This window comes from Microvirga sp. 2TAF3, assembly GCF_052114965.1.
GTDB lineage: Bacteria > Pseudomonadota > Alphaproteobacteria > Rhizobiales > Beijerinckiaceae > Microvirga.
In genome coordinates, this window is sequence record NZ_JBFRFT010000011.1 from 30,812 (window position 1) to 46,323 (window position 15,512).

General features: G+C 63.3%; 18 protein-coding genes and 1 tRNA gene. 10 read left to right on the forward strand and 9 right to left on the reverse strand.

What is annotated here, in order from left to right; translation table 11 throughout:
- Together rpiA and AB4Y97_RS12495 are read right to left on the reverse strand one after the other, a co-directional pair.
- Positions 1-696, reverse strand: coding sequence for a ribose-5-phosphate isomerase RpiA (gene rpiA / locus AB4Y97_RS12490; RefSeq protein ID WP_441999366.1), 696 nt, complete (start codon positions 694-696; stop codon positions 1-3).
- A 129-nt stretch (positions 697-825) separates the two neighbouring features.
- On the reverse strand, positions 826-1,281 hold the full coding sequence (locus AB4Y97_RS12495) for a hypothetical protein (protein ID WP_441999367.1): 456 nt from the start codon (positions 1,279-1,281) through the stop codon (positions 826-828).
- A gap of 91 nt (positions 1,282-1,372) precedes the next feature.
- On the opposite strand from AB4Y97_RS12495, the gene AB4Y97_RS12500 reads away from it, so the two are divergent.
- The gene (locus AB4Y97_RS12500) at positions 1,373-2,086 is read left to right on the forward strand and encodes an HAD family hydrolase (RefSeq protein ID WP_441999368.1); all 714 of its coding nucleotides are present in this window, start codon (positions 1,373-1,375) and stop codon (positions 2,084-2,086) included.
- A 59-nt stretch (positions 2,087-2,145) separates the two neighbouring features.
- Here AB4Y97_RS12500 and AB4Y97_RS12505 read toward each other — a convergent pair.
- Positions 2,146-2,220, reverse strand: a tRNA-Val gene (locus tag AB4Y97_RS12505).
- A 245-nt stretch (positions 2,221-2,465) separates the two neighbouring features.
- Here AB4Y97_RS12505 and AB4Y97_RS12510 point away from each other — a divergent pair.
- Positions 2,466-3,050 carry a L,D-transpeptidase gene (locus tag AB4Y97_RS12510; protein ID WP_441999369.1) on the forward strand — a complete coding sequence of 195 codons (585 nt, stop codon included), beginning with the start codon at positions 2,466-2,468 and terminating at the stop codon, positions 3,048-3,050.
- A gap of 97 nt (positions 3,051-3,147) precedes the next feature.
- On the opposite strand, the gene AB4Y97_RS12515 is transcribed toward AB4Y97_RS12510, so the two are convergent.
- On the reverse strand, positions 3,148-3,510 hold the full coding sequence (locus AB4Y97_RS12515; RefSeq protein ID WP_441999370.1) for a gamma-butyrobetaine hydroxylase-like domain-containing protein: 363 nt from the start codon (positions 3,508-3,510) through the stop codon (positions 3,148-3,150).
- Positions 3,511-3,612: 102 nt separating this feature from the next.
- Between AB4Y97_RS12515 and moaA the strand changes: the two genes are divergently transcribed.
- The 6 genes from moaA (at position 3,613) to AB4Y97_RS12545 (ending at position 10,932) form a co-directional block, all read left to right on the forward strand.
- Positions 3,613-4,650: a GTP 3',8-cyclase MoaA gene (gene moaA / locus AB4Y97_RS12520; RefSeq protein ID WP_441999371.1), complete on the forward strand. Its 1,038-nt coding sequence runs from the start codon at positions 3,613-3,615 to the stop codon at positions 4,648-4,650.
- Between the two features lie 180 nt (positions 4,651-4,830).
- Complete coding sequence (locus tag AB4Y97_RS12525; protein WP_441999372.1) at positions 4,831-5,538, forward strand: transporter substrate-binding domain-containing protein; 708 nt, start codon at positions 4,831-4,833, stop codon at positions 5,536-5,538.
- Positions 5,539-5,648: 110 nt separating this feature from the next.
- Positions 5,649-6,515, forward strand: a complete 867-nt coding sequence (locus AB4Y97_RS12530) for an NAD(P)-dependent oxidoreductase (RefSeq protein ID WP_441999373.1) — start codon at positions 5,649-5,651, stop codon at positions 6,513-6,515.
- A gap of 34 nt (positions 6,516-6,549) precedes the next feature.
- Positions 6,550-7,020, forward strand: coding sequence for a YbaK/EbsC family protein (locus AB4Y97_RS12535; RefSeq protein ID WP_441999374.1), 471 nt, complete (start codon positions 6,550-6,552; stop codon positions 7,018-7,020).
- A gap of 214 nt (positions 7,021-7,234) precedes the next feature.
- Positions 7,235-9,208 (forward strand): PhoX family protein, encoded by a 1,974-nt coding sequence (locus tag AB4Y97_RS12540; RefSeq protein WP_441999375.1) that lies wholly within the window; start codon positions 7,235-7,237, stop codon positions 9,206-9,208.
- Positions 9,209-9,486: 278 nt separating this feature from the next.
- Positions 9,487-10,932 carry a DUF1254 domain-containing protein gene (locus tag AB4Y97_RS12545; protein ID WP_441999376.1) on the forward strand — a complete coding sequence of 482 codons (1,446 nt, stop codon included), beginning with the start codon at positions 9,487-9,489 and terminating at the stop codon, positions 10,930-10,932.
- A 146-nt stretch (positions 10,933-11,078) separates the two neighbouring features.
- On the opposite strand, the gene AB4Y97_RS12550 is transcribed toward AB4Y97_RS12545, so the two are convergent.
- The 5 genes from AB4Y97_RS12550 to cobT form a co-directional block, all read right to left on the reverse strand.
- Positions 11,079-11,285, reverse strand: a complete 207-nt coding sequence (locus AB4Y97_RS12550; RefSeq protein WP_441999377.1) for a hypothetical protein — start codon at positions 11,283-11,285, stop codon at positions 11,079-11,081.
- Positions 11,286-11,298: 13 nt separating this feature from the next.
- Positions 11,299-12,090 carry an enoyl-CoA hydratase-related protein gene (locus tag AB4Y97_RS12555; protein ID WP_441999378.1) on the reverse strand — a complete coding sequence of 264 codons (792 nt, stop codon included), beginning with the start codon at positions 12,088-12,090 and terminating at the stop codon, positions 11,299-11,301.
- Entirely contained in the window at positions 12,087-12,737 is a 651-nt protein-coding gene (locus AB4Y97_RS12560) for a uracil-DNA glycosylase family protein (RefSeq protein WP_441999479.1), read from the reverse strand. Before AB4Y97_RS12560 ends, AB4Y97_RS12555 begins: the two co-directional genes overlap by 4 nt.
- Before the next feature lie 79 nt (positions 12,738-12,816).
- Positions 12,817-13,341, reverse strand: a complete 525-nt coding sequence (locus AB4Y97_RS12565) for a thermonuclease family protein (protein WP_441999379.1) — start codon at positions 13,339-13,341, stop codon at positions 12,817-12,819.
- Positions 13,342-14,367: a nicotinate-nucleotide--dimethylbenzimidazole phosphoribosyltransferase gene (cobT, locus tag AB4Y97_RS12570; protein WP_441999380.1), complete on the reverse strand. Its 1,026-nt coding sequence runs from the start codon at positions 14,365-14,367 to the stop codon at positions 13,342-13,344.
- Positions 14,368-14,445: 78 nt separating this feature from the next.
- Between cobT and cobS the strand changes: the two genes are divergently transcribed.
- Positions 14,446-15,294, forward strand: coding sequence for an adenosylcobinamide-GDP ribazoletransferase (gene cobS, locus AB4Y97_RS12575; protein WP_441999381.1), 849 nt, complete (start codon positions 14,446-14,448; stop codon positions 15,292-15,294).
- Between the two features lie 19 nt (positions 15,295-15,313).
- Positions 15,314-15,511 (forward strand): DUF1289 domain-containing protein, encoded by a 198-nt coding sequence (locus tag AB4Y97_RS12580; protein WP_441999382.1) that lies wholly within the window; start codon positions 15,314-15,316, stop codon positions 15,509-15,511.
- Position 15,512 lies beyond the last annotated feature (1 nt).

Sequence of the window (15,512 nt, forward strand, 5' to 3'; positions counted from 1 at the left end):
TCAGACCTGACCGAGTTCGACAAGCCCCTCCCCGGTCGCGAGGATCGCTCCGGTGGCAAGGCCGAGAAAAAGACCGTGCTCGACGACGCCGGGAATGTTGTTGAGCGTCGAGGCGAGCACGTTCGGCTTGTCGATGCGCTCGAGATGCGCATCGAGGATGAAATGTCCGCCATCGGTGATGTAGGGCGTGCCGTTCGCGGTTCTTCTGAGGCGCAGCTCGCCCTGCATCTCGAGGCTTTCCAGGAGCTTCTCGATGGCGATCTGCGTGGCATGGAGGCCGAAAGGCACGACTTCGATCGGCAGCGGGAAGCGCCCGAGCTTGATCACGCGCTTCGACCCGTCGGCAATCACGATCATGCGGCGGCTCGCCGACGCCACGATCTTTTCCCGCAGGAGCGCGCCGCCGCCGCCCTTGATCAGGCGCAGGTCGTCGTCGAGCTCGTCCGCCCCATCGACGGTCAGGTCGAGTTCGGGCGTCTCGTCGAGAGTCGTCAAGGGAATGCCCTCGCGCTGCGCCTGCTCGCGGGTCGCCTCGGACGTGGGCACCCCGACGACGGACAGGCCACCGCGCACGCGCTCGCCGAGCGCGGCGACGAAGTGCGCCGCCGTCGAGCCGGTGCCGAGCCCGAGCCTCATTCCGTCGGTGACGAGAGCCGCAGCCCTCTCCGCTGCGGCACGCTTCAGATTGTCGCTCACTGATGTTTCCTAACGATTGACGTCCTCATGGCGAAATCGGTCCCGCTGGCCTCTAGCACGTGATCGCCCTGATAAGAAAGATTGTTTCATAGCCTTCAGGCGCGTCGAAAAATCCCGTTACGGAATGGTTCACGGACGCTGCGGCGAGGCTCCCGTTCCCGGCCTGACGCTCGGCGTGGGTCCGGGAGCTGCGGGCTGCGCAGCCTGGGACGAGGGGTTGGTCTGCGGCGTGCACACCACCTTTTCGTCGAAAACGTAGCAAATGCTCATGTCGCCGGTGCGATAATTGACCCGGAAAACGCCGCCTTCCCGCTCGTGGCGGGAGGCGACAAGCCCATACTCGCCCGGGGTTTGCGGTCCGGCGCCCTCGCCATAGCCGAAGCACAGGGTCACGCCGATCGTCCCCTCCTGGAGGCCATACTGGCAGGAGCTGACCTCCCCGGTGATACGATCGATCCGGTAGATCCGGTTCAGGTCGGTCTGCGGCGCGGGCACGAAATCATAGGGAGCGGCAAAGGCGGAAACCGTCAGGCTTCCCAAGACGAGAACCGACGATAGATACGCCAGAGAACCAGCAAGCCGCATTCATCACTCCATTCGGTAAGAACGAATCAACCATAGGACCATATCATCCCTCATGCTTGATTCCCTTGTCCTGTGCAGGTAGCCGACCTCAATGGCCATTCATAGCCCGTCCCGCGCTCCGCGCATTGCCCCGCCCATCGTCGTGTTCGATCTCGATGGAACACTGGCCGATACCGCCGGCGATCTCGTCGGAACCCTGAACGTGATCCTGGAAGGCGAAGGCCTGGCGCCCCTACCGGTCGAGAAAGCCCGCGACATGATCGGCGCGGGTGCACGCGCCCTCATCGAGCGGGGCTTCGAGGCGGCAGGAAGAGAGCTCGCCCCGGCCTATCTCGACGACCTCTTCCGGCAGTTCATGGTCCATTACGGGGAGAATATCTGCGTCAGGACCCGGCTCTACCCGGGCGTCGAGGCGGCGCTCGACCGGCTGGAGGCGGCGGGCTTCATCCTCGCGGTCTGCACCAACAAATTCGAGGAGCATTCCGTCAGGCTGCTCGACGCGCTCGGCATCGGCCACCGTTTCGCGGCCAATTGCGGCCGTGATACCTTTCCCTGTTTCAAGCCGGACCCGCGTCACCTGACGCTCACCATTGATCGGGCCGGCGGCAATCCCCGCCGGGCGGTCATGGTCGGGGATTCGCGGACCGACATCGCCACCGCGCAGGCGGCGCGCATCCCGTCCGTCGCGGTGCCGTTCGGCTATACGGAGATTCCGGTCCACAAGCTCAACCCGGATGTGGTCATCGACCATTTCGACGAGCTGTTCGACACCGTCGGCCATCTCCTGCGACTTGCCGCGGCATGAAGGCGCCCGGCATCGACGATGCCGAACACGCAAATGTGATGATGACTGCCAGGAAGAAATGGTGGGCGCGACAGGGATTGAACCTGTGACCCTTCGCGTGTGAAGCGAATGCTCTCCCGCTGAGCTACGCGCCCTGACCAGCGCCTTCTAAAGTCCTTGATCCCCCGGCGTCAAGCCATACCGGCACAAGACGCAGAAGTTTTGGCATTCGCCAAATGTGTCACCGTGACCTTAACCCCTTGCTTACGACAAGGCGAAAAGACGGCAGCGCAGCCCTAGGATTTTGCGAGAAAGCGCTGTTATTGAGCGGATCCGAAACGCGGCTATTGCGTTTAACAAACACAAAACCCGTATCAATCCTGGTTATTCTGAGGCAAACATGGGACGCACCCGCGCCGCCCTGCTCGGGCTTGCTTGTGCCTTCGCCGCTCTTGCGACGCCGGCCGCAGCTTTCACCGCTATCGACCCTCTCACCCGTCAGCCGCTTTATAGCCCTGAGGAATCGCTCAACGCCCAGGCGTCCCCGGTTCCGCGCCAGATTGTCGCCTTCGATAGCCGTTATGCACCCGGCACGATCGTCGTCTCGACCAGCGAGCGCCGCCTCTATTTCGTGCTCGGCGACGGCAGGGCGATCCAATACGGCGTCGGCGTCGGCCGTCCCGGCTTCCAATGGGGCGGCGCCCATTCCGTCACCATGAAGCGCGAATGGCCGGATTGGCGCCCACCGGCCGAAATGCTGAGGCGCCGTCCCGATCTGCCGCGCTATATGGCCGGCGGCCCGGACAATCCCCTCGGCGCCCGTGCGCTCTATATCGGCAGCACCATCTACCGCATCCATGGCTCCAACGAGCCGGAGACCATCGGCGAGGCCGTGTCCTCGGGCTGCATCCGCATGACGAACGAAGACGTGATGGATCTCTATGCCCGTGCGAAGGTCGGTGCTCGCGTCGTCGTTCAGCGGTAACGTTCATTGCCGCTCTGAGGCCACGCTCTTGTCATTCCGGGGCTCCGCTCGCGCGGCCCCGGAATGACGGGGGCGCACTCCGGTATGATAGTCGATCTCATCGCTCGCGCGACAGGCCCTTGGCGGCAAGCTCGTCGAGATAGGCCTGAAACCGCTCCCGCTGCTCGGTACCGAGCTTGTGCAGATAATCCCAGCCGTAGATTCCGGTATCGTGCATGTCGTCGAAAATGAGCTTCACGGCATAGTTGCCGATGGGCTCGACGCCGATGATCTCCACATTGCGCTTGCCGGGCACGGTCTTGCGCTCGGCTGGGCTGTGCCCCTGAACCTCGGCCGAAGGGCTCGTCACCCTTAAGTATTCGGCGGGAAGGTCGAAGGCCGCGCCGTCGTCGAAGACGATGCGCAGGTTTCGCTTGTCCTTGGCAAGGCGAAGCTCGGTCGGCCAGCGTTCAGACGCCATGTTCGGCCTCATTTCCATGGTTTGTGATTTGACGCTTGCTGCTTGATAATTACCTTGAAGGCAAGCTTATCGCCGTGACGCCGACAAAGGAACGTCTCCATCATGTGGGGAGAGAAGACCCTGCCAACACTGCCTGAGTCCAACCGCCCTCTGGTGGACCCGTTCGGCCGCGGCATTACCTATCTGCGCGTGTCGGTGACGGATAGGTGCGATTTCCGCTGCGTCTATTGCATGTCGGAAGACATGGCCTTCCTGCCCAAGCGCGATCTTCTGTCCCTCGAAGAGCTTGACCGGATCTGTTCCGTCTTCGTCGAGAACGGCGTGCGCAAGCTGCGCATCACCGGCGGCGAGCCGCTTGTGCGGCGGGACATCATGACCCTGTTCCGCTCTCTCTCGCGGCATCTCGATTCCGGCGCGCTCGACGAACTCACCGTCACCACGAACGGTTCGCAGCTCGCCCGCCACGCGGCGGAACTGGCCGCCTGCGGCGTGAAACGCATCAACGTATCGATCGACACCCTCGATGCCGCCAAATTTCACAGCATCACCCGCTGGGGCGATCTGACGAAGGTCATGGCCGGTCTCGACGCCGCCCAAGGAGCGGGCCTGAAGATCAAGATCAACACCGTCGCGCTGAAAGGCGTGAACGAGGATGAGATCGAAACGCTGATGGAATGGGCCCATGGGCGCGGCATGGATCTCACCCTGATCGAGGTGATGCCGCTGGGCGAAATCGACGGGCAGCGCATCGACCAGTTCCTCCCCCTCTCGATGGTTCGCGCACGGCTCGCCGAGCGCTATACGCTGAATGAACTCGACGATCGCACCGGCGGCCCAGCCCGCTACGCGCGCGTCGGCGAAACCGGCGGCAGGCTCGGCTTCATCACGCCGATGACGCATAATTTCTGCGAAAGCTGCAATCGCGTGCGGCTGACCTGCACGGGACAGCTTTTCATGTGCCTAGGACAAGAAGACGCCGCCGATCTGCGCGCACCGGTCCGGGCGTCGAGCGGAAACGAAGCGCTTCAGCAGGCCATTATCGAGGCCATATCCCGCAAGCCCAAGGGACACGACTTCATCATCGACCGTCGCCACGCGCGCCCGGCCGTCAGCCGCCATATGAGCTTAACCGGTGGTTGAGACTGTAAGAATACTATCCCGGAATAGTATTGGCGCGAGACAATCGTTGACTATTCAAGCGGTTCAAGGAATATCCCGGGCGACATTCAAGGCCGCGGCATCGTGATCGTATCGAGTTTTGGACGACGACTGGCAGTACTGGCAGGCCTTTTCCTGTGGCTTGGATCGGCGTTTTCCGCCATGGCCCAGGACAAGCCGCAGATCCGCATCGCCGTCGAGGGCGCCTATCCGCCGTTCAATTACATCGAGAACAACGAACTTCAGGGTTTCGAGGTCGATCTCAGCAAGGCGCTGTGCGAGGCCATGAAGGCGGATTGCGTGCTCGTTCAGCACGAATGGGACAGGATCATTCGCGGCCTTATCAACCGCGACTACGATGCGATCATGTCGTCTCTCGAAATCACCGACCGGCGGCAGAAGCGGATTGCCTTCTCCAAGCCCTATTATCGCATTCCCGCCATCTTCATCGCACGCAAGGACAACGCCATCGGGACCGCAACGCCGGCGACGCTGGCGGGCAAGAAGATCGGTGCAGCGGATCGCAGCGACCACGCTGACTACCTCAGGCAGTTCTACAAATTTTCCGAAATCATTCCCTACAGCTCCCCCGTCGAGGCCAATCTCGACCTCCTGGTCGGCCGCATCGACGCTGTGTTCGGCGACAAGCGCTCGCTCACCGCCTTTCTCGGAACCCGGGAAGGCGATTGCTGCCGCATTGTTGGCGGCTCGCCTGCCACGCCGGCCTATAAGCGCCAGTTCTACGGGATCGGCTTACGCAAGGAAGACCAGGATCTGAAAAACCGGTTCGACAGCGCCATCGATCAGGTCATCGCCGACGGCACCTATGACCGCATCCGCGCCAAGTATTTCCCGTTCGACATCAAATAGAACATTAAATAAATCATTTTCGCTTTCCCTGGATCGGAAAACGCCCGGAGAGGTTTGACCCCCGCGCGCTCTCTCCATAGAACCGGAAATGACGGTTCAGGGAGCAATCGATGACGAAGGTCAGTTTCATCGGTCTGGGTGTCATGGGCTATCCCATGGCGAGACATCTCAAGGCGAAGGGCCATGAGGTGACGGTGTATAACCGCACGGCCTCGAAGGCGGACCAATGGGTTTCCGAGAATGGCGGCCGCGCCGCGAGGACACCCCGCGAAGCGGCCGAGGGCCAGGATTTCGTCTTCGCCTGCGTCGGCAACGACGACGATCTGCGCCAGATCACGCTCGGTCCGGACGGCGCTTTCAACGGCCTGCGGCCGGGCACGATCTTCGTCGATCACACCACCGCTTCCGCCGAGGTGGCGCGTGAGCTTTACGAGGAGGCGAAGAAGAAGGGCGCATCCTTCATCGACGCGCCGGTTTCCGGCGGGCAGGCCGGCGCCGAGAACGGCGTGCTCACGGTGATGTGCGGCGGCGATGCTGACGCCTACGCCAAGGCCGAGCCGGTGATCATGAGCTTCGCCCGCGCCTGCCGCCTCATGGGCCCCGCCGGCGCCGGGCAGCTGACGAAGATGATCAACCAGATCTGCATCGCAGGTCTCGTCCAGGCGCTCTCGGAAGGCATCCATTTCGGCAAGAGAGCCGGGCTCGACATCGAGGCGGTGCTCGACGTGATTTCCAAGGGGGCCGCCGGATCCTGGCAGATGGAAAACCGGGGCAAGACCATGAACCAGGGAAAATTCGATTTCGGTTTCGCGGTCGACTGGATGCGCAAGGACCTTGCGATCTGCCTCGCAGAAGCGCGCAAGAACGGCGCCAGCCTTCCCGTGACCGCCCTCGTCGACCAGTTCTACGCGGACGTGCAGGCGAAAGGCGGCAACCGCTGGGATACGTCGAGCCTGATCTCCCGGCTCGAGCGCTAAAATATCGTGCGAAGGAAATCGACAGGATCAGATCATGAGCCTCGAATCCGTTCGTGCCTTTTTTGCCGAAAAGGCTCCGGACCTCTCGATCATCGAACTTGAGACGAGCACAGCCACCGTCGCCCTTGCTGCCGAGGCTTATGGGGTCGAGCCCGGGCGGATTGCCAAGACGTTGTCGTTGCGGGCCGGCGAGCGCATCGTCCTGCTCGTGACCCGGGGCGATGCGCGATTGGACAACCGCAAGGCCAAAGCGGCATTCGGCGGCAAGCCCCGGATGCTGGATGCTGATACGGTCCAGGAGCTGACCGGCCATCCGGTCGGAGGAGTCTGCCCGTTCGGGCTGGCGACCCCCCTGCCGGTCTATTGCGACGTGTCGCTCCGCGCCTACGATGAAGTCGTGCCGGCCGCGGGCTCCATCCATAGCGCCGTGCGGATCGAACCGATGCGCATGGCCGAACTGGTTGGCGCGGAATGGGTCGATGTATGTCAGGACGATGCGCCCTGAGTTCGATCCGGAATCGTTATCCTCGCATCCGCGCGGCATGCGGCTGCGTTGAGGATCGGCGCTTCTGATCCAGGAAGTCGCGCATGGCCGTGATCGTGGCGGCGAACCGGGCGGATCCCGAAGGCAGGCCCCTGTCACCTTGCCGTCATCCATCGGACGTCAGTCTGTCATGGGTGGGATTTAATCGCGGAGGGCCCGCTGTAGGAGAGCCCCGATGCTACGCAAACACCTTCTCGCCACCACGACCGCCGCGCTGAGCCTTGTCTGTGCCCTGCCGGCTCTTGCCCAGGAATCCCCTGCCCCGCTCAAAGTCAAAGCGGTGGAGTTCACATCGACGCCAGCTCCCGCGACTGAAATGGAGATGGCGACCGGCTATACCCGCTCCGAAGCGATCGTGACTCTCGAAGACGGCACGAAGAAAACCTTTCCGCTGAGCTATCGGGTTCTGCACCGTTCCGGCGACTACATGAAAGGCTGGTATGCCGGCCTCGTCGTCGACAAGAAGGGCGAGCCCATCATGCGCACGGCTCCCGACAGCAAAGGCAACGTGGCGGTCGGCCCCTTCGCGGCGGCGGGCGCGGACGCTTCCTCGATGCTGGTGATCCCCAACGCCAAGGTGGATGGCGTGAAGGGCCATACGGTTTTCCTCATCAACCATCTGGAATACGACACGGAAGGCAAGAATGCCGATCCGTCGAAGCCGCCGGTCGATCTCTATGGCCAATTGCCCATGGCCATGAACCTGACGGTCCTGGACCAGGATCCCAAGACCGGAATCCTCACGCCCATCAAGCTCACGAACGTGGACTTCTCCAGCGTCGATGGGCTCTGGATCCCCTGCAACGGTTCGACGACGCCCTGGATGACCCATCTCGGCAGCGAGGAATACGAGCCCGATGCGCGCTTCTACGAAAATAAGCCGCTCGAGGCCATGAACCTCTATCTCGGCACCGTGGGCAAGACCGCGGCCGAGGGTGGCGCGAAGCCCTATCAGTATGGCCATCTCGTCGAAGTCACGGTCCAGCCCGACGGTTCGACGAAGGTCGCCAAGCACTACGCCATGGGCCGCTTGGCCTTCGAACTCGGCGACGTGATGGCCGACCAGAAGACGGTCTATTACGGCGATGACGGCGACGATGTGATCCGCGCCATGTTCGTGGCGGACAAGCCGGGCGATCTCTCCGCCGGCACGCTCTATGCCGCCAAGTGGGTGCAGGAGCAGGCCTCCGGCTTCGGCAAGGCGAAGCTGCAATGGATCAATCTCGGCCACGCCACCAATGACGAGATCAAGGCGATCATCGACAAGGGCACGAAGTTCAGCGACATCTTCGAGACGGCGACCGCGGAAGCCGTCAAGGCCGATCCGGCGAAACATGCCGGCTTCAAGGCGATCTACGTCTATGCCGGCACGGGCGGCAAGACCACGACCGAGTATCTGAAGGTGAAGCCCGGCATGGAAAAGGCCGCGGCCTTCCTCGAGAGCCGCCGCTATGCGGCCCTGCGCGGGGCGACGACCGAGTTCACCAAGATGGAAGGCCAGGCACATAACGCGGCCGACAAGAAGCTCTACACGGTCATCTCCTACATCCGCAAAAGCATGATCGACGGCCAGAACGAGGCGCGTCCGCAGGACGACATCAAGCTCACCGGCGACGAGAAGGACCTCACCTGCGGCGCGGTTTACGAGAGCACGCTGATCGGCGGCCAGAAGGACGCGGATGGCAAGCCGATTTCGAGCGACTGGGTGGCCGCCGACATGAACGCCCTCGTTTACGGCGCGAGCCAGCCGAAGGATGCGAAATCCGGCAAATACGACAAGTGCGATACCGAGAAGGTGGCCAACCCGGACAATGTCCGTTTCTCGGAGGCCATGCGCACGCTCTTCATCGGCGAGGACTCGGGCAACCACCTCAACAACTTCGTCTGGGCCTTCAATGTCGACACGGGCAAGCTCGCCCGCATCTTCAGCGGTCCCGCCGGCGGAGAGAACACGGGCCTCAGCGTGTACGACAACGTGAACGGCGCCGCCTACATCACGGGCAACATCCAGCATCCGGGCGCCACTGAGGACCTCGGCAAGTACCCGCCGGAGGTGAAGGACCGGTTGCGGCGCATGGTGGATGAACGCGGAGCGGTCGGCTATTTCAGTGGCCTTCCGGCCATGGTGCGCGCAACACCCCGTTCCTGATCCAGACGTTTCAGCAATGCATAGTGGCCGGCTTCTCAGCCGGCCATTTTTCATGCGGTCTATTACAATGTCATCCGCCCTTCCGGTGGTGGCGGCCGGCAATTGCAGGCCCAAGTCCAGCTTTCAAGTACAGCTTCCTGCTATGCAGATGAGCCCTTGCTCCGCACGCGAATGATCTGCCGTCTTAAATCCAACAAAGAAGATGGCGACGCTTGCACGCCAGCATGACCGTTCGCTGAATCAGCTCTGCCTCGCAACGCATCCGGGAGTTCGACGTCATGAGACCTGTCCCGCGTAGCGCGATCCTCTCCAGCACCACTGTTCTTGCAAGCTTCTTCGCCACCGGCCTCGCGACGGCGGCATTGGCCGCCGAGTCGATCTCCGAGCAGGATGCCCATGCCATCGGCGTCAATAGTTACGTCTATCTCTACCCTCTGGTCACGATGGACGTGACCCGCAGGCAATTGACCAATATCGAGGCCGGCAAGGAAATCGGCCGCGGCCCGATGAACACTTTCTCGAACATTGCGGAATTCCCGACGGCCGATTTGAGGGTCGTCGTCCGGCCGAATTTCGACACGCTCTATTCGACCGGCTGGCTCGATCTCACCAAGGAGCCGATGGTCGTCTCCGCCCCGAACACCAATGGGCGCTACTATCTGCTGCCGATGCTCGACATGTGGAGCGACGTATTCGCCTCGCCGGGCTGGCGTACCACCGGCACGGAAGCCGCCAGTTGGGCCGTCACGCCGCCCGGCTGGACCGGAACGCTGCCGGCCAATGTCACCCGCATCGACGCGCCGACGCCCTATGTCTGGGTCATCGGCCGCACGAAGACCGACGGCCCTGCGGATTACGCCGCCGTGCACAAGATTCAGGACGGATACACGATCACGCCCTTGTCGCAATGGGGCAAGGCGGCAACTCCCGTCACCGTCAAGGTCGACCCATCGGTGGATATGAAGACACCGCCGAAGGAGCAGGTGGATGCCATGCCTGCGGACAAGTTCTTTGCCGACGCGGCCGAGGTCATGAAACTGCAGCCGCCTCACATCACCGATCAGCCGATCATCGCCAATATGAAGAAGATCGGGCTCATACCCGGCGAGAGCTTCGACCTTGCCAAGATGGACCCGGCGGTCAGGACGGCGCTTGCGAGCGTGCCGGAAGACGCACAGCGGCTGATGGCCTGGAAGCAGAAGAACCTCGGCCGCGTCGCGAACGGCTGGTCCATGAATACGGACACGATGGGCGTCTACGGCAATGATTATCTCAAGCGCGCCGTGGTCGCTCAGGTCGGGCTCGGCGCGAACCTGCCGCAGGATGCGATCTATCCCTTCAACCTCGCCGACGACACGGGCCGCCCTCTCGACGGCACGAACAATTACACGATCCATTTCGACAAGGGGGGCACGCCGCCTGCCGGTGCTTTCTGGTCGATCACGCTCTACGACCAGCAAGGCTACCAGGTCCCGAACGATCAAAACCGTTTCGCGCTCAGCAGCTGGATGCCGTTCAAGCAGAATGCGGACGGATCGCTCGACCTCTATTTCCAGAACGAAAACCCCGGCAAGGACAAGGATGCCAACTGGCTGCCTGCGCCGAAGGGACCGTTCAACCTGACCATGCGTCTCTACAGCCCGAAGATGGAAGCCCTCACCGGCCAGTGGAATCCGCCTCCCGTGGTGAAGGAGGAAACCACATCGTCGCTGCAGTCCAAGTGAAGAACGTCGCGTCAGCGCATCGTGCGGAAAAGTGGACCCGGTTTTTCGCTGACGCGGACCTTCGGTTCGCCCACAACGATGCGCTCTCGATAAAAGAGAGCATCGGATTGATCCCAAAAGTGGAATCCACTTTTGGGTCCGATGCTTTAGCGGCGGGTCATGGTCAGATAGACGATAAACCCGCCGATCCCGACCGCGAGCAGCGCCAGCACGATCTGGCGCGCTTCGCCGGTGAAGGCCGCATCGCGATACATCTTCGACAGGGCCGCCGAACGCTCCGGATCGCGCGAGACGAAAAGCCCGACGACGGCGCTCAAGGTGAGAAGGATCAGGATCCAGTAGGTGGGGCGCATGTCGCGTGTCTCCTCAGCGGCCTTCGAACCGAGGCGCGCGCTTTTCGCGGAAGGCCGTGACGCCCTCGATGAAATCGCGGCTGAATCCGGCTTCGCGCTGCAATGCGGCCTCAAGGGCGAGTTGCGTCTCGAGATCGTTCGACAGGCTTTGCGCCACGGCTTGCTTCATCAGGCGATAGGCCAGTCCCGGCCCCCTCGCGAGAGCGGCGGCAAGGGCTGAGACGTCATCGGCGAAGGACGCATCCTCGAACACCTTGGAGACGAGGCCCATGCGCTGCGCCTCTTCGGCGGAAACCGGCTCGGCCGAAAGCATCAGGGCCAGCGCCTGCTTCGGGCCGACGAGGCGTGGCAGTATCCACGTGCCGCCCGCATCCGGGATGAGGGCGATCTTCGCGAAAGCCTCCTGGAGATAGGCCGAATGGGCAGCGACGACCACATCGCAGGCGAGCGCGATGTTCATGGAGGCGCCGACCGCCGGGCCGTTCAAGGCCGCGATCGTCACCTTGGGATATTGGGCGAGCCTGAGGACAAGGGGGTTGTAGTCACGGGCGAGCGGCGGCCCGAGATCGATACGGCCCTCGTCGTCGCGCGGCAGATCCTCGGTGAGATCCTGGCCCGAGGAGAAGGCGCGTCCCTCCCCCGTCAGCACGACGACCTTGATGGCATCGTCCTGAGCATGGCGGTCGAGCGCCTGCCGCAGTTCCGCATGCATGGTGGCGTTGAGGGCGTTCAGCTTGTCGGGCCGTGCGAGAGCGATGGTTGCCACGGGACCATCGGTGGTGCAGCGCAGGGTCGTCGGACTCATGCCGTTGGCTCCTTTCCGTCGACCTTGAGCATAGAGCGGACCTGTGCGCGAAGCACGGGCAAAAGCTCAGTCTCGAACCAGGGGTTCGTCTTGAGCCAGCCGTTGTTGCGCCAGGAGGGGTGAGGAAGCGGCAGGATGTGCGGATGATGAGGACTTGCGAGAATTTCCCGCCACCTCTTGACGGTCTGTGTCAGCCCATCCCGGAAACCGTCCTCGAGATGCCAGGCCTGAGCATATTGGCCGATGAGCAGGATGAGTTCGAGATTGGGCAGGGCGGCAAAGATCGGCACGCGCCAGGTCTCCGCGCATTCCCGTCGCGGAGGCAGATCTCCGCCTTTGGAATCCTGCCCCGGAAAGCAGGCGCCCATGGGCACGATCGCCACCTGCGCGGCGTCATAGAAGGTCGGCTCGTCGAGCCCGAGCCATTCCCGCAGACGGGCTCCGGAACGGTCGGAGAAAGGGATGCCGCTGGCATGGGCCCGCGTTCCCGGCGCCTGGCTCGCGATGCAAAGCCGTGCCGAGGCGCTGCCCTGAAGGATCGGGCGTGGCTCATGGGGCAGCAGAGAACCGTAGCGCGGCGTGTCCCGGCAGATGCGGCAGGCCTTCAGGCGGCGGGAAAGATCGTCGAAATCATGCGGCGGCTTCATCCCCGGGAGATGGGAATTGAAACCATCCATATCGAGGCGCACGGGCAAGACATGTGGTCGCGCTTTCCGTTCGACGACTTCAGAACGCGTTTCGCCGCCGCCACTCATGCGGGCGCTCGAATTCACTGGCCCAGATGCCCGCGGAGCGAAGTCGGGCCTGCGCTTCCAGGAGCCGGTAGTCGCCATAGGCCACGGCATGTCCCTCCGCGACCATCTTCGCGCCGATATCCTCCCCATTGACGAAACAGCGAGCAAGCTGGCGCTGATACCGGTCGCGGCCGAACAGGCGGCATTCGACCTTCTGGCTGATGATCATGCCGATCAGCGCGTCGCGCGTCTTCTCGCCACAGAGATAAGGCCGGCCGGCCCGCATGCAGGGCTGGCTCAGTTCAGGCGCGTCGATACCCTTGAGACGGATCTTGTTCTCGCCGATGCGAATCGTATCGCCATCGACGACATAGGCCTTGCCCTCGATCACCCGCTCGCTCGGCTGCAGGAAGACGCTGGCGAAACCCGCGAGAGCCAGAGCCAGCAAGAGCGAAATCAACCCTGCATGGCGCTGGCCCAGGGCAGACCGGGTTTGGCGTAAGATAAGTCGCTTCATTCAGGGCAATCGCTCGGACACTCCGGCCTGGCCGAAAGTTGCCATGTCACGATGTACCGTAACGGCAGTTTTGACAATACCCATTGCGAGCGCTGCACCGGTTCCTTCACCGAGGCGCATGCCCAGCGCCAGGAGCGGAATCTTGCCAAGGCGCTCCAGCACATCCTGGTGCGCGCCCTCGGCCGAGAGATGACCGGCGATGCAATGATCGATGGTGGCGGGATGGATGGCGTGGAGGATCGCGGCCGCCGATGTGGCGACGTAACCGTCGAGAATCACGGGAATGCGTTGCAGGCGCGCCGCCAGGATCGCGCCCGTCATGGCAGCGACCTCGCGCCCGCCCAGGCGCCGCAGCACTTCGAGCGGGTCCTTTAAATGGTCGCGATGCCGCTCGAGCGCGCCTTCCACGGCGGCGATCTTGCGCTTCAGGCCCTCATCGTCGACGCCGCTGCCCCGCCCCACCCAATGGGCCGCAGAGCCATCGTAAAGGGCAGCGTAGATCGCGGCCGCGATCGTGGTGTTGCCGATGCCGAGTTCGCCGATGGCGAGAAGATCGGTGCCTCCGGCAATCGCCTCCATGCCGAAGGCCATGGTGGCGACGCAGGACTTCTCGTCCATGGCGGCGTCCTCGACGATATCGGCGGTCGGCATGTCGATGGCGAGGTCGAACACCTTGAAGCCGAGGCCGAGGCTGGCGCAGATCTGGTTGATCGCGGCCCCGCCGGCGGAAAAGTTCTCCAGCATCTGCCGGTTGACCTCGGACGGATAGGCCGAGACGCCCCGCGCGGTGACGCCGTGGCTGCCCGCGAAGACGCAGACGAGCGGGCGGTCCGCCGAGGGCTTGCCCTTGCCTTGCCAGGCGGCGACCCATTCGTTCAGCCATTCCAGGCGGCCGAGGCTGCCCGCAGGCTTCGTCAATTGCGCCTCTCGCAGCCGCACGGCCTCGACGGCGGCCTCGTCCGGTCCCGGCATCGTCGTGATCAGGCGACGAATATCGTCAAAGGGCGAGGTTGCAGGTGCGTTCATCGGGGGCTCCGGCCCAATCGGGCATTGCGGAAGAGGAAGAGGCGTGACCTATAGCGGTCGATCCATCCGGGGTGAAGCATGTCCGACCAATCCGAAAAGGCGCAGACCCTTTCGCAAAACGCATGGCAGAGGATCCTCATCGGGATCCTGATCGATCTTGCGCGCGCCTTGCGCTTCTATTCCCGCCTTCCCGTTCCACGCCTGCCCTGGGAGCAGGACCCTCACGCCCTGCCCGATTTCCGCCAGCTCGTCCGCGTTCTGCCTCTGGCGGGAATCGTTCTCGGACTCCTGCCTGCCTTCGTCCTGGTATTGGCCCTCGCCCTCGATCTCGGCCCCTGGCTTGCGGCGATCCTGTCGGTCGCGACGGCCACCCTGACGACCGGGGCGTTTCATGAGGACGGGCTCGCCGACACCGCCGACAGCTTCGGCGGGACGACGCGGGAGCGGCGTCTGGCGATCATGAAGGACAGCCTGATCGGCTCTTACGGCTCATCGGCCCTCATCCTGTCCTTCGCCTTGCGGATCGGGGCGCTGGCGACACTTGCCTCCCGCGTCGATTCCTCTGCGGTCTTTGCTGCCATTCTCGTCGCGGCGGCGCTCTCCCGCATGGCGGGCCTCGTGCCTCTCGTTTTCCTCCCCCCCGCCCGGCCCGACGGAGCCTCCCAGGCGGTCGGCCGACCGGCGCGGGAGAGCTTCTGGCTTGCAGCGGGATTTGCTGCCGGAATGGCGCTCCTCATGGGCATGGCGGTGCGGCTGCCCTCCTCCGGCATCGGCCTGATGCTGATGTTCTCCGCTCTTTCCGGATGGGCCCTGATGCGCCTGGCGGCGCGTCATATCCAGGGGCAGACGGGGGATGTCGCGGGTGCGGCGCAACAGGTCGCCGAGATTGCCGCGCTGATCGGCCTCTTGATCGCCATCGAACCGTAACGACATGATGGGGAACGCCATGAGCCGCGCTTCAAGCCCCTGCATTCGCGTCTGTACCCTCGATTCCGAAACCGGTCTCTGCGAGGGCTGCGGCCGCACGCGCGAGGAAATCGGCCAATGGTACCGCCTCAGCGAGGAAGAGCGCCTGCGCATCATGGCCGAGCTGCCGGAGCGCATGCGCGAGGCTTTCGCGCTGGAAGGCGAGAAGCCGGAGTGAC

Excerpts from the sequence above, each read along its gene's own strand:
- AB4Y97_RS12525 (WP_441999372.1), top strand. The coding sequence starts at position 4,831 with ATGGCCCAGGACAAGCCGCAGATCCGCATCGCCGTCGAGGGCGCCTAT.
- AB4Y97_RS12580 (WP_441999382.1), top strand. The coding sequence starts at position 15,314 with ATGAGCCGCGCTTCAAGCCCCTGCATTCGCGTCTGTACCCTCGATTCC.
- AB4Y97_RS12500 (WP_441999368.1), top strand. The coding sequence starts at position 1,373 with ATGGCCATTCATAGCCCGTCCCGCGCTCCGCGCATTGCCCCGCCCATC.
- AB4Y97_RS12550 (WP_441999377.1), bottom strand. The coding sequence starts at position 11,285 with ATGCGCCCCACCTACTGGATCCTGATCCTTCTCACCTTGAGCGCCGTC.
- AB4Y97_RS12495 (WP_441999367.1), bottom strand. The coding sequence starts at position 1,281 with ATGCGGCTTGCTGGTTCTCTGGCGTATCTATCGTCGGTTCTCGTCTTG.
- AB4Y97_RS12565 (WP_441999379.1), bottom strand. The coding sequence starts at position 13,341 with ATGAAGCGACTTATCTTACGCCAAACCCGGTCTGCCCTGGGCCAGCGC.
- AB4Y97_RS12510 (WP_441999369.1), top strand. The coding sequence starts at position 2,466 with ATGGGACGCACCCGCGCCGCCCTGCTCGGGCTTGCTTGTGCCTTCGCC.
- moaA (WP_441999371.1), top strand. The coding sequence starts at position 3,613 with ATGTGGGGAGAGAAGACCCTGCCAACACTGCCTGAGTCCAACCGCCCT.
- AB4Y97_RS12535 (WP_441999374.1), top strand. The coding sequence starts at position 6,550 with ATGAGCCTCGAATCCGTTCGTGCCTTTTTTGCCGAAAAGGCTCCGGAC.
- AB4Y97_RS12545 (WP_441999376.1), top strand. The coding sequence starts at position 9,487 with ATGAGACCTGTCCCGCGTAGCGCGATCCTCTCCAGCACCACTGTTCTT.
- AB4Y97_RS12555 (WP_441999378.1), bottom strand. The coding sequence starts at position 12,090 with ATGAGTCCGACGACCCTGCGCTGCACCACCGATGGTCCCGTGGCAACC.
- cobT (WP_441999380.1), bottom strand. The coding sequence starts at position 14,367 with ATGAACGCACCTGCAACCTCGCCCTTTGACGATATTCGTCGCCTGATC.
- AB4Y97_RS12540 (WP_441999375.1), top strand. The coding sequence starts at position 7,235 with ATGCTACGCAAACACCTTCTCGCCACCACGACCGCCGCGCTGAGCCTT.
- AB4Y97_RS12530 (WP_441999373.1), top strand. The coding sequence starts at position 5,649 with ATGACGAAGGTCAGTTTCATCGGTCTGGGTGTCATGGGCTATCCCATG.
- cobS (WP_441999381.1), top strand. The coding sequence starts at position 14,446 with ATGTCCGACCAATCCGAAAAGGCGCAGACCCTTTCGCAAAACGCATGG.
- AB4Y97_RS12515 (WP_441999370.1), bottom strand. The coding sequence starts at position 3,510 with ATGGCGTCTGAACGCTGGCCGACCGAGCTTCGCCTTGCCAAGGACAAG.
- AB4Y97_RS12560 (WP_441999479.1), bottom strand. The coding sequence starts at position 12,737 with ATGAAGCCGCCGCATGATTTCGACGATCTTTCCCGCCGCCTGAAGGCC.